Here is a 23,648-nt window from a genome sequence, read left to right as displayed (position 1 = left end):
CGCCCGGCGTCGGCGCGCTCGCCCGCTATGCCATGCTGCTGCGCCGCCCGGCCGCGCGACGGCTGCTGCTGCTGGTCGGGTTCGAGGGCGCGCTCGCCTTCGGCGCGCCGCCCTTCATCGGCGCCTTCCTGGTCGAGGGCCACGGGCTCTCCTTCACCGCGGCGGGGCTGGCGCTGGGGGCGGCGGGGCTCGGCGCGCTGCTCTACACGCGCATCGCCGGCTGGCTGGTGCGCCGCTTCGGCGAGCGCGGCCTGCTGGTCGGCGGCGGGGCGGGACTGGTCCTGTGGCTGGGCGGCGTTGCGGCCGCGCCGCCGTCGGTGGTGGCGGCGACCAACCTCGTCGGCGGGTTCGCGCTCGGCGCGTTCCACGGCGTGCTGCAGGCGCGCGGGTCGGAGATGCTGCCGGAGAGCCGCTCGACCGGGATGGCGGCCTTCGCCTTCTGCCTGTTCGTCGGCCTCGCGGCGGGGGCGGCGATCGTGGGAGCGCTGCTGCCGCTGATCGGCTACCGCGCGCTGTTCGCGAGCGCGGCGGCAGGGACCGCGGTGCTCGCGGCCGCGGCGGTCGGTTCAGAACCGACCGCGCGGCGCTGACCTGCGCGGCCGGAGGGCCCGCTCGCGGCTCGCGGGGGAGGATGGGAGACCCGCGGGGAGGGCGGCCCGAGGCCGCCCTCCCGCCGGTGCAGGACCACCTGAGCCGCCTCAGGCGGTTGCCGGCGGCGGTGCGGCCGGGTTCGCCCCGCCCGCCTGAGGCTGGCGGCGGCTCTGCCAGAGGGCGAGGAAGTCGATCGGCTGGAGCATGACCGGCGGGAAGCCGCCGTCGCGCGTCACGTCGGCCACGATGTTGCGCGCGAACGGGAACAAGAGCCGCGGCGCCTCCACCAGCAGCACCGGCTCGACCAGCTCCTGCGGGATGTTGTTCAGCGTGAAGATGCCGGCGTAGTCGAGCTCGGCGATGAAGGCCGCCTTGCCGGCCGACTTCGCCTCCGCGCGGATCGACAGCACCACCTCGAAGCTGCCCTGCGCCACCTGGCGCGCGTTCACGTCCAGGTTGATCGCCACCTCGGGCTGCTGCTTCATCTGCACGAAGATGTCGGGCGCGCCCGGCACCTCGAAGGAAAGGTCCTTCACGTATTGCAGATTCACGAGCAGGCCGGGCGGGGTGACGCCCGCCTGGCCGTCGCCGCTCCTGCCGTTGCCGGTCGTCTGGTTCATGGGATGGTCCTTCCGATGCCGGGCCGGCGGCTAGCACGCGGGGGCGGGGGCGGCAAGGCTCGCGCCCTTGACGCGGCGCGGCGGGGGTCCTAGCAGCCGGGTGCTCAACAGGACCTGCGAGGACGCCTTGGCCTACGCGATCGATCCCCCGCCCATCCCCGCCATTCCCGTCGCCGGAACCGACACGCTGTTCCCGGTGCGCCGGATCTGGTGCGTCGGCCGCAACTATGCCGAGCACGCGCGCGAGATGGGGCACGATCCGAACCGCGAGCCGCCCTTCTTCTTCGCCAAGCCGGCGGACGCGATCGTGCTCTCGGGCGCGACCATCCCCTTCCCGGTCGCGACCGAGGATCTGCACCACGAGATCGAGCTCGTGGTCGCGATCGGCAAGGCCGGTGCCGGGATCGACGAGGCGCGTGCCCTCGATCACGTGTTCGGCTACGCGGTCGGGCTCGACATGACGCGGCGCGACCGCCAGGCCGAGGCGAAGAAGCTCCAGCGCCCCTGGGAGATCGGCAAGGCCTTCGACCAGTCCTGCCCGATCACGCCGATCATGCCCGCCTCCCGCATCGGCCATCCGGCGAGGGGCGCGATCTGGCTGAAGGTGAACGGCACGATCCGCCAGCAGGGCGACCTCGCCCAGCAGATCTGGTCGGTTCCCGAGACGATCGCGCATCTCTCGCGGCTGGTCGCGCTCGCCCCGGGCGATCTGATCATGACCGGCACGCCGGCGGGCGTGGGCGCGGTCAAGCCGGGCGACCGGCTGGAGGGCCATGTCGACGGCGTGGGCGACCTGACGGTCAGCTACGCGGCAGGGCAGGCGCGCGCAGCCGCCTGATACCCGGCCGACAAAGGTTCGACCTTTGCCGGCCGGGCATCAGGCCTTGGTTCTGCGCGCGGCCGCCCCTTGAGCCCCGCGCGCCATACCCTCCGCACAAAGGTCAAACCCTTGTGCTCCGGGTATGAGCGGCCTCAGCCGACCACCCAGGGCACCGCCGCGGGGCCGGGCCGGGTCGGATCGCAGCGGCGCCACTCGCCGTTCCTCGTCCGCTCGCCGGTGAGCGCGAGGATGAAGCCCCAGTGGCTGACCACCAGCGTGTCCGACCAGTCGCGGATCGCCGCCATCTCGGCGCGGAACGCGGCCGCGCGCGCCTCGATCTCGGCCTCGCTCTCGGCGAGCGCCGGCCACCACACCTCGTCGAGGTGCCCGAAGTCGAGATCGGGCCAGCGGCGGGCGAGCTCGGAGGCCGGCGTGCCGATGTCGCAGGTGAAGGCGCAGCGCTCGCGCACGATCGGGTTCACCACCACCGGCAGGTCGAGCACGCCGGCGACGATCGCCGCCGTCTCGAGAGCGCGCGTGTAGGGACTCGCGATCACGCGCGCGAGCCGTTCGCCCTTCAGGGCCTCGGCCACCTCACGCGCCTGTGCACGGCCGAGCTCGGTGAGCCTCGGATCGACGATGCCGGGATCGACCCGGCTCAGGGTGAAGGCGGCGTTGAACTCGGACTGGCCGTGGCGCAGCAGGATCATGCGCCGCGCTTAGCCGGCCCCCGGGGCGCCGGCAAGCGGGCGGCGGCGTCCGGCTCTCGCTTGTGATTCCCCCCCCCGTCCCTTATGTGACCCATGATGACGGGCGACGATCTCCGATGAGCGGCAACTTCCCGATCGACCTGATCCTGTTCGGCATGGTGGCCGCCTTCCTGGTGCTCAGGCTGCGCAGCATCCTCGGCCGGCGCACGGGGTACGAGCGGCCGTCTCAGCCGGTCGAACCCACCGGCGCGGGCGAGGCGGCGGCGCGGACGATCGACACGCGCGCCGAGGAGGCGGGCCCGCCGCGGCTGCCCGGGGTCGGCGCCAAGCGCAGCCTGCCCGACCCGGCGAGTCCGGCCGGACAGATGCTCGCGCGCATCCGCCAGGTCGACCCCGATTTCGATCCCGCCGCCTTCCTCGACGGCGCCGAGGGCGCCTTCCGCATGATCGTCGAGGGCTTCGCCCGGGGCGATCGCGAGACCCTGCGCGGGCTGCTCGCCCCCGACGTGTTCGCCGATTTCGAGGCCGCCATCACGGCGCGCGAGCAGGCCGGCGAGCGCCAGCGCACCGACCTGCAGGCGATCCGCGAGAGCGCGATCGTCGAAGCCGACCTGCGCGGCACCGTCGCCACCATCGGCGTGCGCTTCGTCTCCGACCAGATCAACACCACCTATGGCGCCGACGGCAGCATCGTCGCCGGCAGCGAGGCCGTGACCGAAACGGTGGACGTCTGGTCCTTCGCGCGCGACCTCAACTCGGCCGACCCGACCTGGCTCCTGGTCGGCACCCGCTCGGAATAGTGCCGGCGACCTGGGCGCTCGCGCGGCCCCAGACAGACCGGGTTCGGGGAAGCGTGCAACCGATCCGTGCAGGACTGCGCCGCAGCATCGCGGTTGTCGCCCTGGTCCTGCTCGCCGGCTGCGTCGCCGTGCCGGTGCCGCAGGAGGCGGCCCCGCCGGCGCGGCTCGGGCTGACACCGGCGAGCTTCAGCACCCTGCCCGGCTGGGCCGAGGATCGCCACGCCGAGGCCCTGCCCGCCTTCGCCCAGACCTGCGCGCGGCTGCGCAGCCTGCCGGCGGACCGGCCGCTCGGCGGCGGCGAGGCGGCAGCGCCGCTCGCCGGCCGGGTGGCCGACTGGCTGCCGCTCTGCGACGAGGCCGCGGCGATCGCGCCGGGCGACCATGCGGCGGCGCGCGCTTTCATGGAGGCGCGGTTCCGCCCCTACCTCGCCGCCAACGTCCAGATCCGGCCGGCCGATCCCTTCGGCACCTTCACCGGCTATTTCGAGCCCGAACTCGCCGGCAGCCGGCGCAGGCGCAGCGCCGAGCAGGTGCCGCTCCTGCGCCGCCCGCCGGACCTGATCGCCGCCGACCTGGGCGACTTCGCGCCCGACCTCGCCGGGCGCCGGCTGGCCGGCCGCGTGCAGGGCGACCGGCTCGTTCCCTACCCCAGCCGCGCCGAGATCGAGGACGGCGCGCTCGACCGCCGGCGGCTCGAACTGCTCTGGCTCGACGATCCGATCGACGCCTTCTTCCTGCACGTGCAGGGGTCGGGCCGCGTGCGGCTGGCCGAAGGCGGGATCGCGCGCGTCGGCTACGCGGCGCAGAACGGCCACCCCTACGTGCCGATCGGCCGGCTCCTCGTCGAGCGCGGCGCGATGACGCTCGATCAGGTCTCGATGCAGTCGATCCGCGCCTGGCTGCGTGCGCACCCGGCGGAGGCAGGCGCGGTGATGCGGCAGAACCCCTCCTACGTGTTCTTCCGCGAACTGCAGGGACTGCGGCCGGACGAGGGTCCGCCGGGCGCCTTCGGCGCGCCGCTCACGCCGGGGCGGTCGATCGCGGTCGACCACGTGCACATCCCGCTCGGCATCCCGCTCTGGATCGACACGCGCCATCCGGTCACCCAGGCGCCGCTGCGGCGGCTGGTGCTGGCGCAGGACGTGGGCGGCGCGGTGCGCGGCCCCGTGCGCGGCGACCTGTTCTGGGGCTGGGGACCGGAGGCGGAGGAGGCGGCGGGGCGGATGAACGAGCGCGGGCTCTGGTGGCTGCTGCTGCCCGCCTCCGTCGGCACCGGCGTCGCCGCGGCGGTTCAGTCGCCGTCGAGCGCGGCGCGCACGCGCGAGGCGAGCTCGTCGCGGCGGTAGGGCTTGTTCAGCAGCAGCACGCCGGGATCGAGCCGGCCGTGGTGCACGATCGCATCCTCGGCATACCCCGAGGTGAACAGCACCCTGAGGCCGGGCTGCCGCGCCCGGGCGAGATCGGCGAGGTCGCGCCCGTTCAGCCCGCCCGGCATCACCACGTCGGTGAACAGCAGGTCGATGCCGCGCTCGCGCTCGAGCAGCGCCAGCGCCTCCGGCCCGTCGGCCGCGCGCAGCACGCGATAGCCGAGCGCGCCGAGCTGTCCCGCGACATGCTCGCGCACCAGCGGATCGTCCTCCACCAGCAGGATGGTCTCGCTGCCGCCGCGCGGCGCGGCCGCGGGGGCCGTCGCCGCGGCCTGGTCGTCCGCGGCGACGCGCGGCAGGTAGAGCGTCACCGTCGTGCCGTGCCCGCGCTCGGAGCAGATCCGCAGATGGCCGCGCGACTGCTTGACGAAGCCCCAGACCATGCTGAGGCCGAGCCCGGTGCCCCGGCCCTGCTCCTTGGTGGAGAAGAACGGCTCGACCGCGCGCGCCAGCACCTCGGGCGTCATGCCGATGCCGGTGTCGGAGACCGCGATCATCGCGTAGTCGCCCGGCGCGACCTCCTGCTCGCGCGCGGCGTCCTCCGTGTCGAACACCACGTTCGCCGTCTCGATGGTCAGCCGGCCGCCGCGCGGCATGGCGTCGCGCGCGTTGACGCAGAGGTTCAGCACGGCGCTCTCGAGCTGCGCCGGATCGACCATCGCCGGCCACACCCCGTCGCGCAGGACGAGGCGGATCTCGATCTGCTCGCCGAGGCTGCGCCGCAGCAGCGACTGGGTGCGCGCGAGCAGCGCGTTGAGGTCGGTCGGCTTGGGTGCGAGCGGCTGCTTGCGCGCGAAGGCGAGCAGGCTCGCGGTCAGTTCGGCGCCGCGCTGCGCGGCCTGCATCGCCGTCTCCGCGATCGATCGCAGCTCGGGATCGTGGCCGAGCGCATCGGCCAGCGTCTCGGCGCTGCCCAGCATGACGGTGAGGAGGTTGTTGAAGTCGTGGGCGATCCCGCCGGTGAGCTGGCCCAGCGCCTCGAGCTTCTGCGACTGGTGCAGCTGCGCCTCGAGCTGGCGGCGGTCCGAGACGTCGATGTGCACGCCGCGAATGCGGATCGGCCCGCCGGCCGGGTCCGCCACCGCGCTCGCATGCATCTCGCACCAGAAGGTGGAGCCGTCGCGCCGGCGCATCGGCTGCTCGACGCGGCCGACCGGCCGGCCCGCGAGCAGGTCGGCCACGCGGCGCGCGCGCACGGCCGGGTCGGTGTGCAGCGCCATGACGTTGACCCCGGCGAGGTCCTCGTCCGCGCCGAAGCCGTAGAGACGGCGCCAGGCGGGGTTGGCGGTCAGGATCCGCCCGTCGGGCGCGGTCTCGACGATGCCGACGGGGAGCTGCTCGACCAGCTCGCGGGAGCGCCGGTCCTCCTCGCGCTGCGCCGCGGCGAGAGTGACGATCCGCTGCAGGATCTGCTCCAGCTCCACCACCGGCAGGCGCCGGCGGTTGCGCGCGACGAGCAGCCGTTCCGGATCGGGTGCGGCGGCGAGGCGGCGGATCGGCCGCAGGATGAGGCGATGCGCGGCGATCCCGGTGACGGCCAGCACGAGGCAGAGGCCGAGCCCGGCCACGAGCAGGAAGGTCGAGAGGCGGCCATGCGCCGCCGCCTGCTCGGCGGTGGCGGTCTCCTGCAGGCGCGCGATCGCGGTGATCGCGGCCAGGGTGCGCAGACGGAGCTGCGCGGTCGTGTCCACCCCCGGCGGCCCCTCCGCGCGCAGCGTCGCCCGGGCGGCGAACTGCGCGGCGGCGCTGCGCAGCTCGTTCAGCCGCGCATGGGCCAGCCGCTCGCGCTCCTCCGTGTAGGAGGCACCGATGCGCTCGGCGGTCGCGGCCACCAGGGCGTAGACGTCCGGCGAGACGGCGCGCGCGCGCGCGAGCGTGTCCTGCACCGCGATGAGCTGCTGGAGGTCGTTGCGATAGGTGTCGAGCCGTGCCGCGACGGCGGCCTCGTGCCGGCTCAGCACGACGGTGGTGCCGATCACGGCCACCGTCGCCGCGATGCTGATCGCCAGCAGCCCCCCCACCACGGCGGACAGTCGCATCGCCGGAACCCTAGCGGCGGGGATCCGCACCGGCTGGACCTGCCGGCGCGCGCCGCGGCGGGACAGGCCGGAGGATGGTGCGGTCGGGGCCTCGCCCCATGACGTGCTCCTCGCGCTGCCGGCGGGCGCGACCGGTGTGTGGCGGCGCGCCGGTTCCCGCAAAGATTGTATCGCAGCCCCCGGCGCGCTCGGAAGAAGGCGCGTGTCCCGCTTCCCTCGGCGCCGCCGCAGGCTAGAGTGTGGTCATGCTTACCCAGCCGCCGCGCGTCGGGCTGTTCGTCACCTGCCTGGTGGACCTCTACCGGCCGAGCGTCGGCTTCGCCGCGATCAAGCTGCTCAAGGACGCGGGCTGCGCGGTCGATGTGCCGGCCGTGCAGACCTGCTGCGGCCAGCCGGCCTGGAACAGCGGCGACCGCGCCGATGCCGCCGATCTCGCCCGCGCCGTGATCGCCGCCTTCGAGCCCTGCGACTACGTGGTGGCGCCGTCAGGGTCCTGCGCCGGCATGATCCGGGAGCACTACGCGTCGGTGCTCGCCAACGATCCCGAGTGGCGCGGCCGCGCCGAGCGGCTCGGCGCGCGCACCTTCGAGCTCGTCTCGTTCCTGACCGACGTGATGGGGGTCGCGCGCGTCACGGCACGCTATCCGGGCACGGTGACCTATCACGACTCCTGTTCGGGCCTGCGCGAGCTCGGCATCAAGGCGCAGCCGCGCAAGCTGCTCGGCACGGTGGAGGGGCTGACGCTCGCCGAGATGCCGGACGCCGAGGTGTGCTGCGGCTTCGGCGGCACGTTCTGCGTCAAGTATCCCGAGATCTCGGTGCGCATGGTCTCGGACAAGGTGGAGAACATCGAGAGGTCCGGTGCGGACACGCTGCTCGCCGGCGACATGGGGTGCCTGCTCAACATGGCGGGGCGGCTGAAGCGGCTGGAGAAGCCCGTGAAGGTGCGCCACGTCGCCGAGGTGCTGGCCGGGATGACGGACAGCGTGCCGCCGATCGGGGAAGCACCGTAGCGGGGGGCATAGGCCCCTCCGTTCGAGGAAGCCATTCCATGCTGACCACCTCGCCCGCCTTCAAGCAGAACGCCGCCCGCGCGCTGAACGATCCGGGGCTTCAGAAGGCGCTCGCCAATGTCCGCCCGCGCTTCATCGAGAAGCGCGCCAAGGGCGTGGCGACCCTGCCGGAGTTCGAACAGTTGCGCGAGATCGGGCGCGACCTCAAGAACCACACGATCGCCCATCTCGACGTCTATCTCGACGCCTACGCCCGCGCCGTCGAGGCCCAGGGCGGGCGCGTCCACTGGGCCGAGACCGCCGAGGACGCGCGGCGCATCGTGCTGGAGATCTGCCGCGCGGTCGGCGCCAGGACCGTCACCAAGGGCAAGTCGATGATCTCCGAGGAGATCGCGCTGAACGAGCACCTGGAGGCGGCCGGCATCCAGCCGGTGGAGACCGATCTCGGCGAGTACATCCTCCAGCTCCGCAAGGAGCCGCCGAGCCACATCATCGGCCCCGCCTTCCACCTCAACCGCGAGGACTGGATCGAGGCGTTCCGGAAGAGCCACACGCACCGCCCCGCCGACCGCGCCTTCGCCGAGCGCCGCGACCTGCTGACCGAGGCGCGCGAGGTGCTGCGCGACCGCTTCCTCGCCGCCGATGTCGGCATCACGGGGGCGAACATGCTGATCGCCGAGACCGGCAGTTCGGTGATCGTGACGAACGAGGGCAACGGCGATCTCACCCAGACGCTGCCGAAGGTGCACATCGTGCTCGCCTCGATCGAGAAGGTGGTGCCCACGCTCGAGGACGCCTGCGTGATCCTGCGCATGCTGGCGAGGAGCGCCGTCGGCCAGGACTTCTCGACCTACGTCACCTTCTCCACCGGGCCGCGCCGGCCGGAGGATCCCGACGGGCCGGAGCAGTACCACGTCGTACTGCTCGACAACGGCCGCTCCAACATGGTCGGCACCGAGTTCCAGGACATGCTGCGCTGCATCCGCTGCGCCGCCTGCATGAACCACTGCCCGGTCTACGGCTCGGTCGGCGGACACAGCTACGGCTGGGTCTATCCGGGGCCGATGGGTGCGGTGCTGACGCCCTCGCTGATCGGCGTGGACAAGGCCGGGCACCTGCCGAACGCCTCCACCTTCTGCGGGCGCTGCGAGAGCGTCTGCCCGATGAAGATCCCGCTGCCGAAGATGATGCGCCACTGGCGCGAGCGCGAGTTCGAGCGCCACCTCACGCCCCGCGCCACTCGTGTCGGCCTCGGCGTCTGGGCGTGGTTCGCCAAGCGCCCGGGGATCTACCGGCTGGGCACGCGCATCGCGATGCGCACCCTCGGGCTCATCGGGCGCCGCCGCGGCCGCTTCGCCTGGCTGCCGCTGGCGAAGGGGTGGACATCCGGGCGCGACATGCCGGCACCCGAGGGCGAGACGTTCCACGCCCGCTACGAGCGGCTGAAGCGCCAGGGGCTGGTGTGATGGAGCAGGGGATCGACGCGCGCGCGCGCATCCTGGGGCGCATCCGCCGCGGACTGAGGCGCGGGCCCCTGCCCGACAGTCTCGCCGCCGGCCTCGTCGCCCGGCTGCGGACCCATCCGCGCAACCTGGTGCCCGCGCGCGGCCGCACCCCGCCTGCCGAGCGCGCCGCGCGCTTCGCTGCCGAGCTCGAGAAGGAGCACGGCACCGTCGCGCGGGCGGCCTCGGCGGCCGAGATCCCCGGCCTGATCGCCGCGTATCTCGCGCAGCACAACCTGCCGGCCGCGCTGCGCGTCGCGCCCGATCCGCTGCTCGAGCGGCTGCCCTGGGCGGACCGGCCGATGCTGAAGGTCGCGTTCGGCCGCGCCGAGCCCTCCGATGCGGTCTCGGTCACGTCCTGCTTCGCCGCGGTCGCCGAGACCGGCACCATGCTGATGCTGTCGGGCCCTGACCATCCGACGACGCTGAACATCCTGCCCGATACGCATATCGTCGTGCTGCGCACGAGCCGGATCGTCGGCGCCTACGAGGACGCCTTCGACCTGATCCGCGCCGAGCGCGGCACGGCCGGCGCGACGCCGACCGGCACGCGCTTCATGCCGCGCAACGTGATGATGATCACGGGGCCGTCGCGCTCGGCCGATATCGAGCAAACGCTCGAACTCGGCGCGCATGGCCCGCGGCGCGTGCACGTCATCCTGCTGGAGGACGGGACCGGCTGATGCGCCCGCCGCGCGGCCGCATCCCGCCCGCGCGCCGCCGCCGGACGGTGACCGAGGAGGAGGCGTCGCTCTGGCGCCGCTTCGTCGCCGCCGCCGGCATCGCGCCGCTGCGGCCGGGGGAGGACCCGTCCGCCGACGCTGCGCCGCCGGAGCGGGAGAGGGAACCGGATGCCGCCGCCGCGCCCCCGCGCCGGCGCGCGCGGGAGGGGGACGGGGCGAGGGCGGACTCGTTGCCCGACCTCGCGATCGGCGTGGCTCCCGGCGGGCTCGACCGCCGCCGCTGGGACGATCTGCGCCGCGGACGGACGCGTCCCGAGCGCACGCTCGACCTGCACGGATGCCGCGCCGGGGAGGCCCACGCGGCCGTGCAGGCCTTCGTCCTCGCCGCGCACGGCCAGGGGCTGCGCTGTGTCGCGATCGTCACCGGCAAGGGGACGGGCGAGACGGGCGGGGTGCTCAGGCGCGAGCTGCCGCACTGGCTGAACGCGCCGCCGCTGCGCGGGCTGATCCTCGCGATCGCGCACCCGCACAGGGCGAACACCGGCGCGGTGCACCTGCTTCTGCGCCGGCGGCGCTGACGCGGGCCGGAAGCGCCTGGTCCCTGCGCCGCCGGGCCGGATCAGCGCTTCACCAGTTCGACGCGGCGGTTCTTGGCCCGGCCATCCTCGGTGTCGTTCGGCGCGACCGGCGCCGCGGGGCCGGCGCCGAACGGCGTCAGCCGCGCCGGGGCGATGCCGAAGTCGCGCGTCAGCACCGCGACCACGGCGGCGGCGCGGCGGCGCGACAGGTCGACGTTGTAGTCGAAGCCGCCCTGCGAGTCGGTGTGGCCCGTGACGATCAGCCCGACCTGCGGATTGGCGCGCAGATACTTGGCGATCTCCTCGAGGGTCGGGCGGCTCTCGGGCTTCACCTCGGCGCGATCGAAATCGAACAGGATGCCGTAGAGCGCGACCTTGCCGATGGCGCCGATCGCGCGCTCCATGGCGCTGGCGTCGACGAACTGGATCCGCTCCCCCTGCATCGGCCGCTCCTCGACGATCTCGACGAAGGCGAAGGGCACGAGCGGGCGGTTGCCGGCGGCGGGGCGCTCGTTGGCGTAGAGGGCGACCCAGACCGTGCCGGCATCGCGCGGGAGCCGGAACAGGCCGTAGCGCTGACCCTCGATGACCTGCGGCAGGCCGGTCGCGCCGGCCACCCCCTCGACCGCGCCGATCACCGCGAAGCCCGGCCCGCACTCCTGCTGGCCGCAGGCGAACACGCGCTCGAAGCCGCGCGCGGCGAGCGCCTGCTCGTGGTTGCGATAGAGCTCGAGGGCGGAACGCCCGGCCGGACCTTCGTAGGTGATGCGCCAGTACCGGCCCTCGACGGTGCGGCTGTTCCGGTCGTTCCGGCGCGGACCGTCGGCCGCAACCAGCGGCTTGTCGATCAGCCGCACCTCCTCGAACTCCTTCGCCTGGTAGCGGGCGATCCGCGCCCCCTCGTACCGGCCGACCAGGGGGTGGTCGCGCGCTCCGGCGACGTCGGCCGGGCGGCCCTGGGCCAGGGCGTGCGGCGACGCCAGCAGGGCGGCCAGCCAGCCCGACAGGACGAGACGGCGCATGCAGCTTCTCCTTGCAGCCTCGGATGCCGGAACGGTATCGGGGGTGCGGTCCGTCGGTCCACCATGGGCTGCATGGTCCTCTGCCGCGGAGGGCGGCACCCGGTGCGCCGGCAGCCCCGCGCGGGGGAGGCCGGCCGAGGTCCGGCAACGGCAGGATGCGCGTCAGACCGCCCGCGCGTGCCGTTCCGCCTGCGGGTCGAGATGCCGGTCGAACACCGCCGCGATCGCCCGCAGGAACGGCCGGCCGCGCGGGCTGACCGCGATCCGCCAGCCGTCGCGCGCGAGCAGGCCGTCCGCCGCCATGGCGTCGAGGCGCGCCACCGCATCGGCGAAACGGTCGGGGCTCGCGCCGTGCGCGCGGCAGGTCGCGCCGATGTCGAGGGCGAGGTCGCACATCAGCCGCTCGATCAGCGCCGCGCGCAGCCGGTCCTCCGCATCCGGCTCCACCCCGCGCGCGATCGCGAGCCGGCCCGCGCGGATCGCCGCCCGCCATTGCGGCACGGCCGCCTCGTTCTGCGCGTATCCCTGCGGCAGCGCGGAGATGGCCGAGGCACCGAGGCCGATCAGCACCGGCGCCGTATCGTCGGTATAGCCCTGGAAGGTGCGCCGGAGCCGCCCCTCGGCCTGCGCCACCGCGAGCGGATCATCGGGCCGCGCAGCGTGGTCGAGCCCGATCGCGACGTGGCCGGCGGCGAGGAAGACGGCGAGCGCGGCGCGGAACTGGGCCAGCCGCTCGACCGCCCCGGGCAGCGCGGCCGCGTCGATCAGGCGCTGATGGCGCTTCATCCAGGGGACATGCGCGTAGCCGAACAGGGCGACGCGATCGGGATTGAGCGCGAGCGCCTGGCGCGCGGTGCGCGCGACCGAGATCTCGGTCTGGTGCGGCAGGCCGTACATCAGGTCGAGATTGATCCGCTCGATGCGCGCGCCGCGCAGCCGCGCCACCAGCTCCGCCACCATCTCGAAGGGCTGGATGCGGTTCACCGCCTTCTGCACCGCGGGGTCGAAATCCTGCACGCCGAGCGAGACGCGGCTCACCCCGGTCTCGGCGAGCGTCCGCACCATGGCGTGCGAGAGCGTGCGCGGATCCAGCTCCACCGCGATCTCGGCCGACGGCTCGAGCGCGAAGGCGGTGCGCAGCGCGGCATCGACCCGGCGCCACTGGGCGGTGCCCAGGATCGAGGGCGTGCCGCCGCCCCAGTGGATGCGGGTGACGCGGTGGCGCGCGCCGAGGGCCGCGCGCCACAGCGCGATCTCCTCGATCAGGTCGTCGACATAGGCCTCGACCGGCGCGGCGCGGTTCACGACCACCATGTGGCAGCCGCAGTACCAGCAGAGACGGCGGCAGAACGGCACGTGCAGGTAGAGCGAGAGCGGGGCTTCCGCCGGCAGGGCGGCGAGCCAGGCGCGCACCCGGGCCTCGTCCACCCCGGCGTGGAACTGCACCGCGGTCGGATAGGAGGTGTAGCGCGGCAGGCGCCCGTCCCAGCGCGCGATCAGGGTCGCATCGTCGACCATTCCCCATTAGACGCGCCGGCCCCGGCGGGCCGGCATTGAGGAAGGTCAAGCGGCGCGGGCGGGTTCCGCCGCCGGGATCACCAGCCCCTCCAGGGTCGCCTCGGCGCGGAACGAGGCGCTGATGTGACGCGCGAGCGCATCGGCGATCGGCTGGCGCGCGCCGGGCGCGACGGCGAGCGCGATCGCGAAGCCGGGCAGCGGCGGCAGGCCCTCGGCGCGGCCGAGCACGCAGAGCCCGGGCGGCAGGGTGCAGGGCGTGCAGACGGTGATCGCGAGCCCGGCCAGCACCGCGGCGAGCTGCCCGGTCTGGCTGTTGCTGCGATAGGTGACGCGGTAGGCCCGCCCCGCCTCCTCAAGCGCGCGCTCGGCCCCGCGGCGCCACGAGCACTCCGCGTGGCTGAGCGCCAGCGGCAGCGGATCGCGCCGGTGCACATCCGGATGGTGCTGCGAGCCGACCCAGAGGAGCGGCCCCTGCCACACGATCTCGGCCCTCTCCGGCGCGCACCCGACGGTCAGCAGCGAAAGGTCGAGCGTGCTGCGATCCAGCCGTGCGCGCAGGTCCTCCGACGGTTCGCACAGCACCTCCACCTCCACGTCGGGGTGGGTGGCGGCGAAGCGGGCGAGGATGTCGGGCAGGTAGCGCGCGGCGTAGTCGTCCGGCGAGCCGATCCGCACCGTGCCCGAGAGCCGCGGCGCGCGGAAGGCGCCGACGATCTCATCGGCGACCTGCACCACGCTGCGGGCGCGCGCGAGCAGGAACTGGCCGTGCTCGGTCAGCTCCGTGCGCCGCCCGTTGCGGTGGAACAGCTTCTTGCCGAGCAGCTCCTCGAGCCGGCGCATCTGCATCGAGACCGCCGACTGGGTGCGGCCGACCACGGCGGCGGCGTGGGTGAAGCTGCGCCCCTCGGCGATCAGCACGAAGGTGCGCAGGAGGTCGGTATCCAGGCCGGTGGGAGCGCTCATGGGGTACCTCGTCCGTCCATGAGTATCACTGATCGGTCGGATCATCTCAATGCGTTTCACTGATGGCGTTGGACGCCCCATTCTCCCTCCGTGGCCGACTCCCCGATGCGGGCCGCGGACCCGGATGCTTCAAGCGCAAGCCGCGCGACGCAGCCGGCCGGGCGGTCCCGCCAGGATCGCGCCACGCCAACCCGAAGGAGTGACCCCGATGTCCGCCCGCACCGTCTCCCGCCCCGCTCTCGCGCGGCCGGCCCTGCCGTCGCTGCCGAGCCTGTGGGACGGTCTGCGCCGCGCCTGGGTCGCGCACCGCACGCGCCGCCAGCTCCTCGAGCTGGACGAGCACCTGCTGCACGATCTCGGCCTGTCGCGCGCCGATGCCTGGCGCGAGGCGAGGCGGGCGCCGTGGGATCTCGATCCGATCCGCCGCGGCCGCGGCATCGGCTGAACCGCGCCGGCGGACGCCCTGCCGGTCGCGGCAGGATGCGGCCGCCGCATCGACCAAGGAGGGAGACATGGGCACCGCCGCGCCGGGCGTCATGCCGTACCTGACGGTGGCCGACGGCAGGGCCGCGCTCGCCTTCTACGCCGAGGTGTTCGGCGCGCGGCCCGGGCTGCGCCTCGAGGATCCCGCGGGCAAGGTGGCGCACGCCGAGATGCGGATCGGCGAGGCGATCGTCATGCTCGCCGAGCCCTGGCACGAGATGGGTATCAGCGACCCGCGCGCGCTCGGCGGCTCGCCGGTGACGGTCGCGCTGATGGTGGAGGACGTGGACGCGACCGTGGCGCGCGCGGCGGCGGCCGGGGCGCGCGTGCTGCGCCCGCCGACGGACGAGTTCTATGGCCACCGCGCCGCACGGATCGAGGATCCGTTCGGCCATGCCTGGTATCTCGCGAGCGTGCGCGAGTCGCTCGACGACGCCGAGATCGAACGGCGCTGGCGGGCGATGTTCGCGCAGGCGTAGAGCGGGGCACCGGCCTCAGGCGGCGAAACGGATCGTGCCGCCGACGATCGTCATCGCCGTCCGCACGTCCTTGAGTGTGCGCGGATCGATCGCGAAGGGGTCGCGGTCGAGCACGGCGAGGTCGGCGAGCGTGCCGACCTGCAGCGTGCCCTTCGCTCCCTCCTCGCGCCCCGACCACGCGCCGAGCGCGGTGTAGGCGCGGATCGCCTCGGCGACCGTGATCGCCTCCGCCCGGTCGAGATCGCCGCCGGTGTCGGTCTCGCGGTTCACCATGGCGTGGATCGCGGTCCAGGGGTTCATGGTGCAGACCGCGAAGTCGGAATGCGCCGGCGCCGGCACCCCGGCGTCGATCAGCGTGCGGTGCGGCCACATGTGGCGCATCGCGTCCTGGCCGCGGCCCGCGATGTAGGCGTCGCCGAGTTCCCACATGAAGCCGGTGGCCGAGGAATCGACCACGCCGAGCGCACGCAGCCGCGCCAGGATCGGCGGGGTGACGTAGCAGCAGTGCTCGACGCGCATGCGGTGATCGGCGACCGGATGCGCGGCGAGCGCCGCCTCGATCGCGTCGAGCGCGAAGTCGATGCCGCGATCGCCCACGCCTTCGATCATCACCTGGAGCCCAGCCCTGTGCGCTGCGGTCGCGCGCGCGGCGAGGTCGGCGGCGTCGTAGAGCAGCATCCCCGTGTTCGGCACCGGCTCGCCCGGGATCGGCGTGCCGACATAGGGTTCCCAGTAGGCGGCGGTGCGGCCGGAGGTGGAGCAGTCCGGGCACCACTCCACGCCGATCACGCGCAGCTCGTCGTCGCCGAAGCCGGAACGGATCCCGGCGGCGATGAATGCCTCGACCAGCCCCTCCTCGCGCCCCGAGACGATGATGCCGGTGCGCACCGCGAGCGTCCCGTCGGCTTTCATGCGCTGATAGGCGCGGATCGCCTTCGAGGGGGTGAGGCTGTTGTAGACGGTCGTGATGCCGTGGCGCAGGCACTCGGCGTGCACCGCCCGCATGCCGCCCGCGATGTCGGCCTCCGTGTCCTGGCCGTGGATCGCGTTGAGGAAGATGTGCGCGGCCGTCTCGCGCACGAGGCCGGTGAAGCGGCCGGTCCCTAGATGGCGGTCGAAACGGCCGAAGGGCGGATCGGCGGCGCCCGGGCCGATGCCGCAGGCCGCGAAGGCGGCCGAGTTCGCGAGCCCGAGATGCCCGTCGGTGCGCAGGATGAAGACCGGGCGCCCGTTCGACGCGGCATCCAGTTCCTCGATCGTCGGATAGCCGCCGGACTTGTTCTCGTTCAGCCGGTAGCCCGCGAACCAGCTTCCCTGCGGCAGGGAGCCGCAGTCGCGTGCGATCACGTCGAGCAGCGTCGCACGGTCGGGGATCACCGAAGGTTCGAGCAACCGCCAGCGCGCGAGCCGGATCGCGTAGGCATCCGGGTGGGCGTGGCTGTCGACGATGCCCGGGATCGCGCGCCGCCCCTCGAGATCGAGCCGGCGCGTGCCGGGCCCGGCGAGGTCGCGCATCGCTGCGGTCGTGCCGCGCGCGACGATGCGTCCCGCGTGAACGGCGAGCGCCTCGACCTCGGTGCCGGCCGCATCCATGGTGGCGATGCGGCCGTTCAGGACGACGAGATCGGGGGCGATCATGCCGCCATCCGATCGAGCCGGTCGCGCGTGCGGTACCAGGCGCCGACCAGCGGCAGGAACCACGGCCGGCCGGCATAGAGCGGCAGGGTCGGGAAGGGCAGGCCGTCGAACGCGGTCTCGCTGTTCGCCGCCCCGGCGATCTTCAGCGCCGCACGGTGGCCGAGCCAGGTCTGCATCGCCACGCCGGAGCCCTGGCAGCCGACCGCGTAGTGCATCCCCTCGTGCACGCCCAAGTGCGGCAGGAAGTCGAAGGTGAAGGCGACGTTGCCGGTCCAGGCATGGCTGATGCGAACGTCGCGGAGCTCCGGGAACACCGCGGTCATGAAGCCGTGCAGCACCGACGCGGCCTCCTCGGGCGTCACCGGCCCGAAGCGTGCGCGCCCGCCCCAGAGCACGCGCGTGAAGGTCGGATCGGGGCGGAAGTAGTTCAGCACGCGGCGCGAGTCGTTGATCATCCGCCGCGTCGGGAACAGCCGCGCCATCGTCTCGGCCGGCAGCTCCTCGGTGGCGATGATGGAGCTGGCCACCGGGATCAGCCGGCGCGCGAGCCACGGCGTCGCTGCGCCCGTGTAGCCGTTGGTGGCGGCCAGCACCGCGCGCGCCACGATCGTCCCGCGTTCGGTGGCCAGCCGGAACGTATCCCCCTGCCGCGCGATCGCGGTGACGCGCGTGCGGTCGATCAGCACCGCGCCGGCGCGCGCGGCGGCGCGCGCCAGGCCCTGCACGTAGAGCGCCGGATGCAGGGCGCCCGCCGCCTCCACCACCATGCCGCCGCGGTAGTGGTCGGTGCCCAGTTCCTCGCGCGTGCGCTCCGGCGGCACCATCCATACCCGGCCGCCGGTGACGGCGGCGAGCCACTCCGCGCGCGCGGCCATCGCCTCCCAGTGCCGGCGCGACCAGGCGGCGACGAAGCGGCCCGAGCGGGTGTAGTGGCACGCGATCCCCTCGCGCGCGATCGTCTCCTCGACGAAGCCGAGGCTGCCCGCGACCTCGCGGATCAGCCGCTCCGCGCGCTCGGGCCCGAGCGTCGCCGCGAGATCGCCCGTGGCGAGCTTCAGGGCACCGGAGACCATGCCGCCGTTGCGCGAGGAGGCGCCGTAGCCGATCGGTTCCATGTCCAGCACGACCGGACGGTGGCCGAGTCGCGCCAGCGTCAGCGCCGCCGAGAGCCCGGTATAGCCGCCGCCGATGATCGCCACCTCCGCCTCGCCCGGCAGCGCGACCGGCGGCCCGGCGACCGGCTCCGCCGCCTCCCACCACCAGGGCTTCGCCCTGAATCCCGGCGCGAACAGCGGATGCGCGCGCACCACCCTCTCCTTTCCGTCGCGAACCGGCGCTATGATCCCGTCAGGGTTTGGCGTGGCGCAAGAGGGAGACCTGTCCGATGGACGGCGAGGCGCAGAGCTTCCACCAGGACTGCATCGTGCTGGCGAACGAGTTGTGGCGGCGCGGCCGCGTCGATCGCCGCACCTTCCTCGCCGGCATGGCGGCGCTCGGCGCGGCGCCGGTGGCGGCGGGCGGGGCGCGCGCACAGGCTGCGCGCGAGATCACCATGGTGAACTGGGGCGGCATCGCCAACCAGGCCTTCGGGCGCTTCTACGGCGAGCCCTTCATGGCCGAGAACCCCGGCTGGAAGGTGGTGCAGGACAGTTCCGGCCCCTCGCTGGGCAAGATCCGCAACCAGGTGGAATCCGGGCGCGTGACCTGGGACCTCTGCGACAGCTCGGGCTCCTCCTCGATCCAGCTCGGCAAGCTCGGCCTCGTGACGCCGATCGACTACTCGATCGTGCCGAAGGACGTGGTGATCGATCCGGCCTTCACGCTCGAGTTCGGCGCGGCACCCTATTCGTTCAGCTCGGTGCTCGTGTACGACAGGAGCAAGGTTCCGGAGGCGCCGAAGGGCTGGGCGGATTTCTGGGACCTGAAGAAGTTCCCGGGCCGCCGCCTGCTGCGCCGCGACGCGCTCACCAGCCTGGACGCGGCGCTGATGTCGATGGGCCGGACGAAGCAGAACCTCTATCCGATCGACGTGCGCGCCGCACTCGCGCGCATCCGCGAGATCCGGAGCGAGCTCGTGTTCTGGACCTCGGGGTCGGAGAGCGAGAACATCATGCGCACCGGCGAGGCGGTGATGGGCCTCTTGTGGCACACGCGCGCGAAGGTGCTGCACGAGGAGACGCAGGGGCGCATCACCTGGACCTGGGACCAGGGCATCCTGCAGCAGGGCATCTTCGTGATCCCCAAGGGCAATCCGGCGGGGGCGATGGCGCAGCGGCTGCTCGCCTCGATGCTGTCGAAGCCCGATCCGCAGGTGGGCCTGCTCCAGTTCCTCGGCAACGGCCCGACGCACAAGGAGGCGGCGGCGCGCGTGCCGGAGAACTACCGCATCTTCAACCCGACCGATCCGGCCAACGCCGCGCGCCAGGTGGTGATCGGCACCCCGTGGTGGGGCGAGAACTACATCGCCGCCAACCAGGAGTATCTGGACGCGATCAGCGCCTGAGGCGCGTCCTGCCTCACCCTGACCCTCTCCCGCTCTCGTGGGAGAGGGAGCGTCTCTGGCCAGCCGGTTTCCTCTCCCGCGTGCGGGAGAGGGGCAGGGGCCGGACGTATTGACCTGCCCGCGCGCCTCCTCGACAACACCGCGACAGGGAGGATCGACCATGCTCGCTCGCCGCTCGCTGATCGCCGCCGCCGCCCTTGCGCCCTTCGCCGGCCGGGCGCAGGAGGCCTACCCGTCGCGGCCGATCCGCATCGTCATCGCCTATCCGCCCGGCGGCTCGACCGACGTGCTCGGCCGCGCGCTCGCGCAGCGCCTGTCGGAGATGTGGAACGGCGCGGCGGTGGTGGTCGAGAACAAGCCCGGCGGTGCCGCGACCATCGGCACGCGTGCGGTCGCCGAGGCCGCACCCGACGGCTATACCCTCGCGCTCGGCAACAACCAGACGCACGCCTCGAACCAGGCGATGATGAAGGCGCTGCCCTATCACGCGATCGACAGCTTCGCGCCGATCGCCCGGCTCGCCTCCGTCCACCATGCGCTGATCGTGCCGGCGAGCGGGGCGAGGACGCTCGCCGAGCTGGTCGCGAAGGGCACGAACGGCGGCAAGGTCTCCTACGCCTCCACCTCGGTCGGCAGCGCCTCGCACATGATCGGCGAGAGCCTGGCGCGCCGCTTCCGCATGGACGCGACGCACGTGCCCTATCGCGGCGGCGGCCCGGCCGTGACCGACACGGTCGCGGGCGTGGTGGACTACTTCGTCTCCACTTGGCCGCAGGTCGTGACGCTGGTGCGTGAGGGCAAGCTGCGCGCGCTCGCGATCGGCGCACCGCAGCGCCTGCCGGATGCACCCGACGTTCCGACCTTCGACGAGGTCGGTGCCTCGGGAGTCTCGGTCGATGCCTGGTTCGGCCTCTGGGCGCCTGCCGGCACGCCGGCGCCGATCGTGGCGAAGCTCGCCGAGGCCGTCGTCGCGATCGTCAACGAGCCGCCGATGCAGGAGCGGCTCAGGGCGATGGGATTCAACGCCGCCCCGCTCGGCCCCGCCGCGTTCGCCGCCTTCCAGCGCGACGAGGTGGCGCGCTGGCAGGCGCTGGTCGAGCTCACCGGCATCCGCATGGAGTGAGCGCGTGCTGTTCCGGCCGCTGCCGGACGGTTCCGCCCTCGCCGTCAGCCAGCCCGCGCATGCCTGGATCTCGGGCCAGCTCGCGCGCGCCTGGGGCGGGCCGGTCGCGGGGCGCGAGCGGCTCGACGAGATCTTCATCCTCGCCGCCGCACAGCACGACATCGGCTGGCTGCCCTGGGAGGCCGCGCCGACGCGCGATCCGGCGACGGGGCGTCCCCACAGCTTCGTCGCGCTGCCGCGCGAGGCGCACACCGCGCTCTGGTCCGCCGGTGTCGCGACCGCCGAGGCGTGCTACGGGCCGCATGTCGCGCTGCTGATCTCGCTGCACGGGCTGGCGATCTACGCGCTGACCCCGGACGAGGCGCGCGCGCCCGACGACCTTGCGGCCGTGCGGCGCTTCCGCGCCGAACAGGAGGCGGTGCAGGCGCGACTGCGCGCAGCGGTTGCCGCGACCGCCGCGGAGATCGCCGACCAGAGCGCGATCCTGCTGGCGCTCGACCTGATCTCGCTGGTCGTGTGCGGCACGATGGGGCGCGCGCCGCGCCGCACCCCGCCCGTGCCGCTCGCCGGCGGCGGCATGCCGCTCTCGCTCGCCTTCGCGGACGAGGGCTGGGATCGCCTCGCGGTCGATCCGTGGCCGTTCCGGGACGCGAGCGTGACGGTCGAATGCGTCGCCCGGCATCTGCCCCCGGCCGGGTTCGCGGACGAGGTGACGATGCGTCACGGTCTGAGGACGCTGCCTCCGGTGCGGATCCGGGCGACGCTGCTGCGCGGCTGAGGCCCGGAGCCGGTCCGACCCGTGGCGGGGGCGCGACGGGCCGCGGCGCGGTCGGCGATCGGGCCTTCGCAACGGTCGGGGCGAGGGCCGACCAGGAGCGCCCCGCCGCGACCGCGCGGTTACACGCCCGGTGTCGTGCGCTATGTTGCATGCGCGTGCCCGACCGGGCCCGCGCGTCGCGAGAGCCGGGAGCATGCCCGAGTGTCCGAGGGCGACACGACCTCGAGAATGCGTCTGGCCATGGGGCCGGTCCCCGTGGCGCGGCTGCTCGCCCAGGTGACGCGTCCGCTGATGGGCCGGGTCCAGGCCGCCGCCGCCCGGCTCGCGCTCGACTGGCCCGGGATCGTCGGCCCCGCCCTCGCCGCCGTCACGGCGCCCGAGCGCCTCTCCGGAGGGAAGGACGGGCGCGTGCTCACCATCCGCGCGGCCGGTCCCGTGGCGCTCGAACTCCAGCACCTCGCGCCTCAGCTCATCGAGCGCATCAACGCCCATGCCGGCCCGGGCTTCGTCACCCGGCTGCGCTTCGTCCAGGCCGCGCGCGGCCTCGACGACCCGCCCGCGCCCGCCCCGCCGCGCCGCCCGCTGCCGCCCGAGGCCGCAGCCACGGTCGAGACCGCGCTTGTCGACCTGCCCGAAGGCCCGCTGCGCGACGCGCTCGCCCGCCTGGGCCGCGCCATCGCGTCCCGCTGACCGCTTCTCGCGCCGACGTGACGGGCGCCTCCGCCCGGTCCTGCCGCAGTCTCGCCCTCGACGCCGCCCCGGCGCGGGCGGTATAACCACCACATCTTGTGGAGTGCGCCGTGATCAACCGTCGAATTCTGGTAGGTTTGGGAGGACTGGCCGTCGCCGGTGGCGTTGCCGCGTATCTCCTGCGCGGGCAGAGGTCCGCGCCTGAGGCGACCAGCCCACCGCCACGCCCTGCCGAACCCTCCGTCCCGCGCAGCGCCGAGACCCCTGCGGCCCGGACACCGCCTGCCGCGGCCACGTCCGCCTCCGATCCCATGCTCGCCGAGCGGTTTCTTGGCCGGGCCGACGCCCCCGTCACCGTGATCGAGTACTTCTCGCTCACCTGCGTGCACTGCGCGACCTTCCATCGCGAGACTCTGCCCAGGGTGAAGTCGGAGCTGATCGAGACCGGCAAGCTGCGGCTGGTGCTGAACGACTTCCCGCTCGACCAGCCCGGCCTGCTCGCGGCGATGATCGCGCGCGCCCTGCCGGCGGAGCGGCACGAGGCCTTCATCGACATGCTCTTCCGCACCCAGGCGCAATGGGCGCATCAGGGCTTCGTCGAGGAGCTCGCCAAGCTCGCCGCGCTGGCGGGGATGAGCCGCGATGCCTTCGACGCCGCCATGCGCAACGAGGCGCTCCAGCGCGGCGTGCTCGAGATCCGGCTGCGCGGCGAGCGCGACCACCAGGTCAGCGCAACGCCCACCTTCATCTTCAACAACCGGGTCCCCGGCGTCTCCGGCGCGATTCCGTTCGAGCGGTTCGCGCGCGAGGCCGGCCTGTCCGCCTGATCCGGTCAGAGGAGCGGCGTCCCGCCTTGGCCCTTCGCTTCGCCCGCCTGCGTCTCTCCGGCTTCAAGAGCTTCGTCGATCCGACCACGGTCGAGATCCTGCCGGGGCTGACCGGCATCGTCGGCCCGAACGGCTGCGGCAAGTCCAACATCGTCGAGGCGGTGCGCTGGGCCATGGGCGAGACCTCGGCCAAATCCCTGCGCGGCGGCGAGATGGAGGACGTGATCTTCGCCGGCACGGCCGCCCGGCCGCAGCGCTCCTTCGCGGAGGTGATGCTCACGCTCGAGGCCCCGCCCGGCGAGGCGCCCGCCGCGGTCGCCGCCGAGGCGCCGGACGACCAGGTGCTGGAGCTCGAGGTCAGCCGGCGCATCGAGCGCGGCCAGGGCTCGACCTACCGCGTCAACGGCAAGGAGTGGCGCGCGCGCGACGTCCAGCTCCTGTTCGCCGACTCGGCGACGGGCGCGCGCTCCACTGCCATGGTCAGCCAGGGCAGGGTGGCGGCGATCGTCAACGCCCGGCCCGAGGACCGCCGCGCGCTGCTGGAGGAGGCGGCGGGCATCACCGGGCTGCATGCGCGCCGCCACGAGGCGGAACTGAAGCTGCGCGCCGCGGAAGCGAACCTCGCCCGCGCCGACGACGTGCTCGGCACGCTCGACGTGCAGCTCCAGACGCTGAAGAAGCAGGCCCGCCAGGCGACGCGCTACCGCAACATCGCCACCCAGCTGCGCGAGACGGAGGAGACGCTCTACGCCGCGCGCCTCGCCCGCGCCGCCGCCGCCGAGGCCGAGGCGGACGCGGCCTTGCGCGAGGCCGAGCGCGCGGTCGCGGGGCTGACCGAGGC

At 73.7% G+C, this 23,648-nt stretch carries 24 protein-coding genes; 16 read left to right on the top strand and 8 right to left on the bottom strand.

From position 1 onward, the window contains the following. Window positions 1-590, top strand: a 590-nt coding sequence (locus FK498_RS09065; RefSeq protein WP_141853748.1) for an MFS transporter, incomplete at its 5' end; no start/stop codon positions are given. A 108-nt stretch (window positions 591-698) separates the two neighbouring features. Here the strand turns inward: FK498_RS09065 and secB are convergent. Next, window positions 699-1,211 (bottom strand): protein-export chaperone SecB, encoded by a 513-nt coding sequence (gene secB / locus FK498_RS09060; RefSeq protein WP_237560893.1) that lies wholly within the window; start codon window positions 1,209-1,211, stop codon window positions 699-701. Between the two features lie 127 nt (window positions 1,212-1,338). Here secB and FK498_RS09055 point away from each other — a divergent pair, with 127 nt between their 5' ends. Continuing rightward, the gene (locus FK498_RS09055; protein WP_141853751.1) at window positions 1,339-2,049 is read left to right on the top strand and encodes a fumarylacetoacetate hydrolase family protein; all 711 of its coding nucleotides are present in this window, start codon (window positions 1,339-1,341) and stop codon (window positions 2,047-2,049) included. A gap of 134 nt (window positions 2,050-2,183) precedes the next feature. On the opposite strand, the gene FK498_RS09050 is transcribed toward FK498_RS09055, so the two are convergent. Next, on the bottom strand, window positions 2,184-2,741 hold the full coding sequence (locus FK498_RS09050; RefSeq protein ID WP_141853746.1) for a histidine phosphatase family protein: 558 nt from the start codon (window positions 2,739-2,741) through the stop codon (window positions 2,184-2,186). Window positions 2,742-2,857: 116 nt separating this feature from the next. On the opposite strand from FK498_RS09050, the gene FK498_RS09045 reads away from it, so the two are divergent. Next, window positions 2,858-3,541 (top strand): Tim44/TimA family putative adaptor protein, encoded by a 684-nt coding sequence (locus FK498_RS09045; protein ID WP_141853744.1) that lies wholly within the window; start codon window positions 2,858-2,860, stop codon window positions 3,539-3,541. 53 nt (window positions 3,542-3,594) lie between these two features. Next, window positions 3,595-4,887: a murein transglycosylase A gene (locus FK498_RS09040; protein ID WP_237560892.1), complete on the top strand. Its 1,293-nt coding sequence runs from the start codon at window positions 3,595-3,597 to the stop codon at window positions 4,885-4,887. Here FK498_RS09040 and FK498_RS09035 read toward each other — a convergent pair. Beyond that, complete coding sequence (locus FK498_RS09035; RefSeq protein ID WP_141853740.1) at window positions 4,833-7,007, bottom strand: ATP-binding protein; 2,175 nt, start codon at window positions 7,005-7,007, stop codon at window positions 4,833-4,835. The two genes, FK498_RS09040 and FK498_RS09035, sit on opposite strands and share 55 nt — an antisense overlap. Before the next feature lie 245 nt (window positions 7,008-7,252). On the opposite strand from FK498_RS09035, the gene FK498_RS09030 reads away from it, so the two are divergent. From FK498_RS09030 to FK498_RS09015, 4 genes are read left to right on the top strand one after another with little or no spacing between them, the layout of a single operon-like run. Beyond that, a complete protein-coding gene (locus FK498_RS09030) occupies window positions 7,253-8,020 on the top strand; it encodes a (Fe-S)-binding protein (RefSeq protein WP_141853738.1) in 768 nt (255 codons plus the stop codon). A gap of 38 nt (window positions 8,021-8,058) precedes the next feature. Next, complete coding sequence (locus FK498_RS09025; RefSeq protein ID WP_141853736.1) at window positions 8,059-9,486, top strand: LutB/LldF family L-lactate oxidation iron-sulfur protein; 1,428 nt, start codon at window positions 8,059-8,061, stop codon at window positions 9,484-9,486. Further along, window positions 9,486-10,205: a lactate utilization protein gene (locus tag FK498_RS09020; RefSeq protein WP_141853734.1), complete on the top strand. Its 720-nt coding sequence runs from the start codon at window positions 9,486-9,488 to the stop codon at window positions 10,203-10,205. Before FK498_RS09025 ends, FK498_RS09020 begins: the two co-directional genes overlap by 1 nt. After that, complete coding sequence (locus FK498_RS09015) at window positions 10,205-10,783, top strand: Smr/MutS family protein (RefSeq protein WP_141853732.1); 579 nt, start codon at window positions 10,205-10,207, stop codon at window positions 10,781-10,783. The genes FK498_RS09020 and FK498_RS09015 overlap by 1 nt, the downstream gene beginning before the upstream one ends. A gap of 41 nt (window positions 10,784-10,824) precedes the next feature. On the opposite strand, the gene FK498_RS09010 is transcribed toward FK498_RS09015, so the two are convergent. The 3 genes from FK498_RS09010 to FK498_RS09000 all read right to left on the bottom strand — a co-directional run bounded on the left by FK498_RS09010 (window position 10,825) and on the right by FK498_RS09000 (window position 14,286). After that, complete coding sequence (locus FK498_RS09010) at window positions 10,825-11,805, bottom strand: OmpA family protein (protein WP_141853730.1); 981 nt, start codon at window positions 11,803-11,805, stop codon at window positions 10,825-10,827. Between the two features lie 162 nt (window positions 11,806-11,967). Beyond that, window positions 11,968-13,323 carry an oxygen-independent coproporphyrinogen III oxidase gene (gene hemN, locus FK498_RS09005; RefSeq protein WP_141853728.1) on the bottom strand — a complete coding sequence of 452 codons (1,356 nt, stop codon included), beginning with the start codon at window positions 13,321-13,323 and terminating at the stop codon, window positions 11,968-11,970. Between the two features lie 45 nt (window positions 13,324-13,368). Continuing rightward, a complete protein-coding gene (locus FK498_RS09000; RefSeq protein ID WP_141853726.1) occupies window positions 13,369-14,286 on the bottom strand; it encodes a LysR substrate-binding domain-containing protein in 918 nt (305 codons plus the stop codon). Window positions 14,287-14,494: 208 nt separating this feature from the next. On the opposite strand from FK498_RS09000, the gene FK498_RS08995 reads away from it, so the two are divergent. Together FK498_RS08995 and FK498_RS08990 are read left to right on the top strand one after the other, a co-directional pair. Then, window positions 14,495-14,731 (top strand): DUF1127 domain-containing protein, encoded by a 237-nt coding sequence (locus tag FK498_RS08995; protein ID WP_141853724.1) that lies wholly within the window; start codon window positions 14,495-14,497, stop codon window positions 14,729-14,731. Between the two features lie 67 nt (window positions 14,732-14,798). Then, a complete protein-coding gene (locus tag FK498_RS08990) occupies window positions 14,799-15,248 on the top strand; it encodes a VOC family protein (RefSeq protein ID WP_141853722.1) in 450 nt (149 codons plus the stop codon). 15 nt (window positions 15,249-15,263) lie between these two features. On the opposite strand, the gene FK498_RS08985 is transcribed toward FK498_RS08990, so the two are convergent. Further along, window positions 15,264-16,886 (bottom strand): amidohydrolase, encoded by a 1,623-nt coding sequence (locus FK498_RS08985; protein WP_141853720.1) that lies wholly within the window; start codon window positions 16,884-16,886, stop codon window positions 15,264-15,266. Continuing rightward, on the bottom strand, window positions 16,883-18,193 hold the full coding sequence (locus tag FK498_RS08980; protein ID WP_202614795.1) for an FAD-binding oxidoreductase: 1,311 nt from the start codon (window positions 18,191-18,193) through the stop codon (window positions 16,883-16,885). Before FK498_RS08980 ends, FK498_RS08985 begins: the two co-directional genes overlap by 4 nt. Window positions 18,194-18,270: 77 nt before the next feature. On the opposite strand from FK498_RS08980, the gene FK498_RS08975 reads away from it, so the two are divergent. The 6 genes from FK498_RS08975 to FK498_RS08950 form a co-directional block, all read left to right on the top strand. Then, entirely contained in the window at window positions 18,271-19,389 is a 1,119-nt protein-coding gene (locus FK498_RS08975) for an extracellular solute-binding protein (protein ID WP_141853718.1), read from the top strand. Window positions 19,390-19,549: 160 nt separating this feature from the next. Then, complete coding sequence (locus tag FK498_RS08970; protein ID WP_141853716.1) at window positions 19,550-20,512, top strand: tripartite tricarboxylate transporter substrate binding protein; 963 nt, start codon at window positions 19,550-19,552, stop codon at window positions 20,510-20,512. A 4-nt stretch (window positions 20,513-20,516) separates the two neighbouring features. Further along, window positions 20,517-21,290, top strand: a complete 774-nt coding sequence (locus tag FK498_RS08965) for a DUF3891 family protein (RefSeq protein WP_141853714.1) — start codon at window positions 20,517-20,519, stop codon at window positions 21,288-21,290. A gap of 240 nt (window positions 21,291-21,530) precedes the next feature. Beyond that, window positions 21,531-21,980, top strand: coding sequence for a DUF721 domain-containing protein (locus tag FK498_RS08960; protein WP_141853712.1), 450 nt, complete (start codon window positions 21,531-21,533; stop codon window positions 21,978-21,980). 311 nt (window positions 21,981-22,291) lie between these two features. Beyond that, window positions 22,292-22,807: a thioredoxin domain-containing protein gene (locus FK498_RS08955; RefSeq protein WP_141853710.1), complete on the top strand. Its 516-nt coding sequence runs from the start codon at window positions 22,292-22,294 to the stop codon at window positions 22,805-22,807. Window positions 22,808-22,833: 26 nt separating this feature from the next. Beyond that, on the top strand, window positions 22,834-23,648 hold an 815-nt coding region (locus FK498_RS08950; RefSeq protein WP_141853707.1), incomplete at its 3' end, for an AAA family ATPase.

Source organism: Elioraea sp. Yellowstone, from assembly GCF_006704265.1.
Classification (GTDB): Bacteria; Pseudomonadota; Alphaproteobacteria; order Acetobacterales; family Acetobacteraceae; genus Elioraea.
This window is presented reverse-complemented; position numbering and strand designations above follow the sequence as displayed.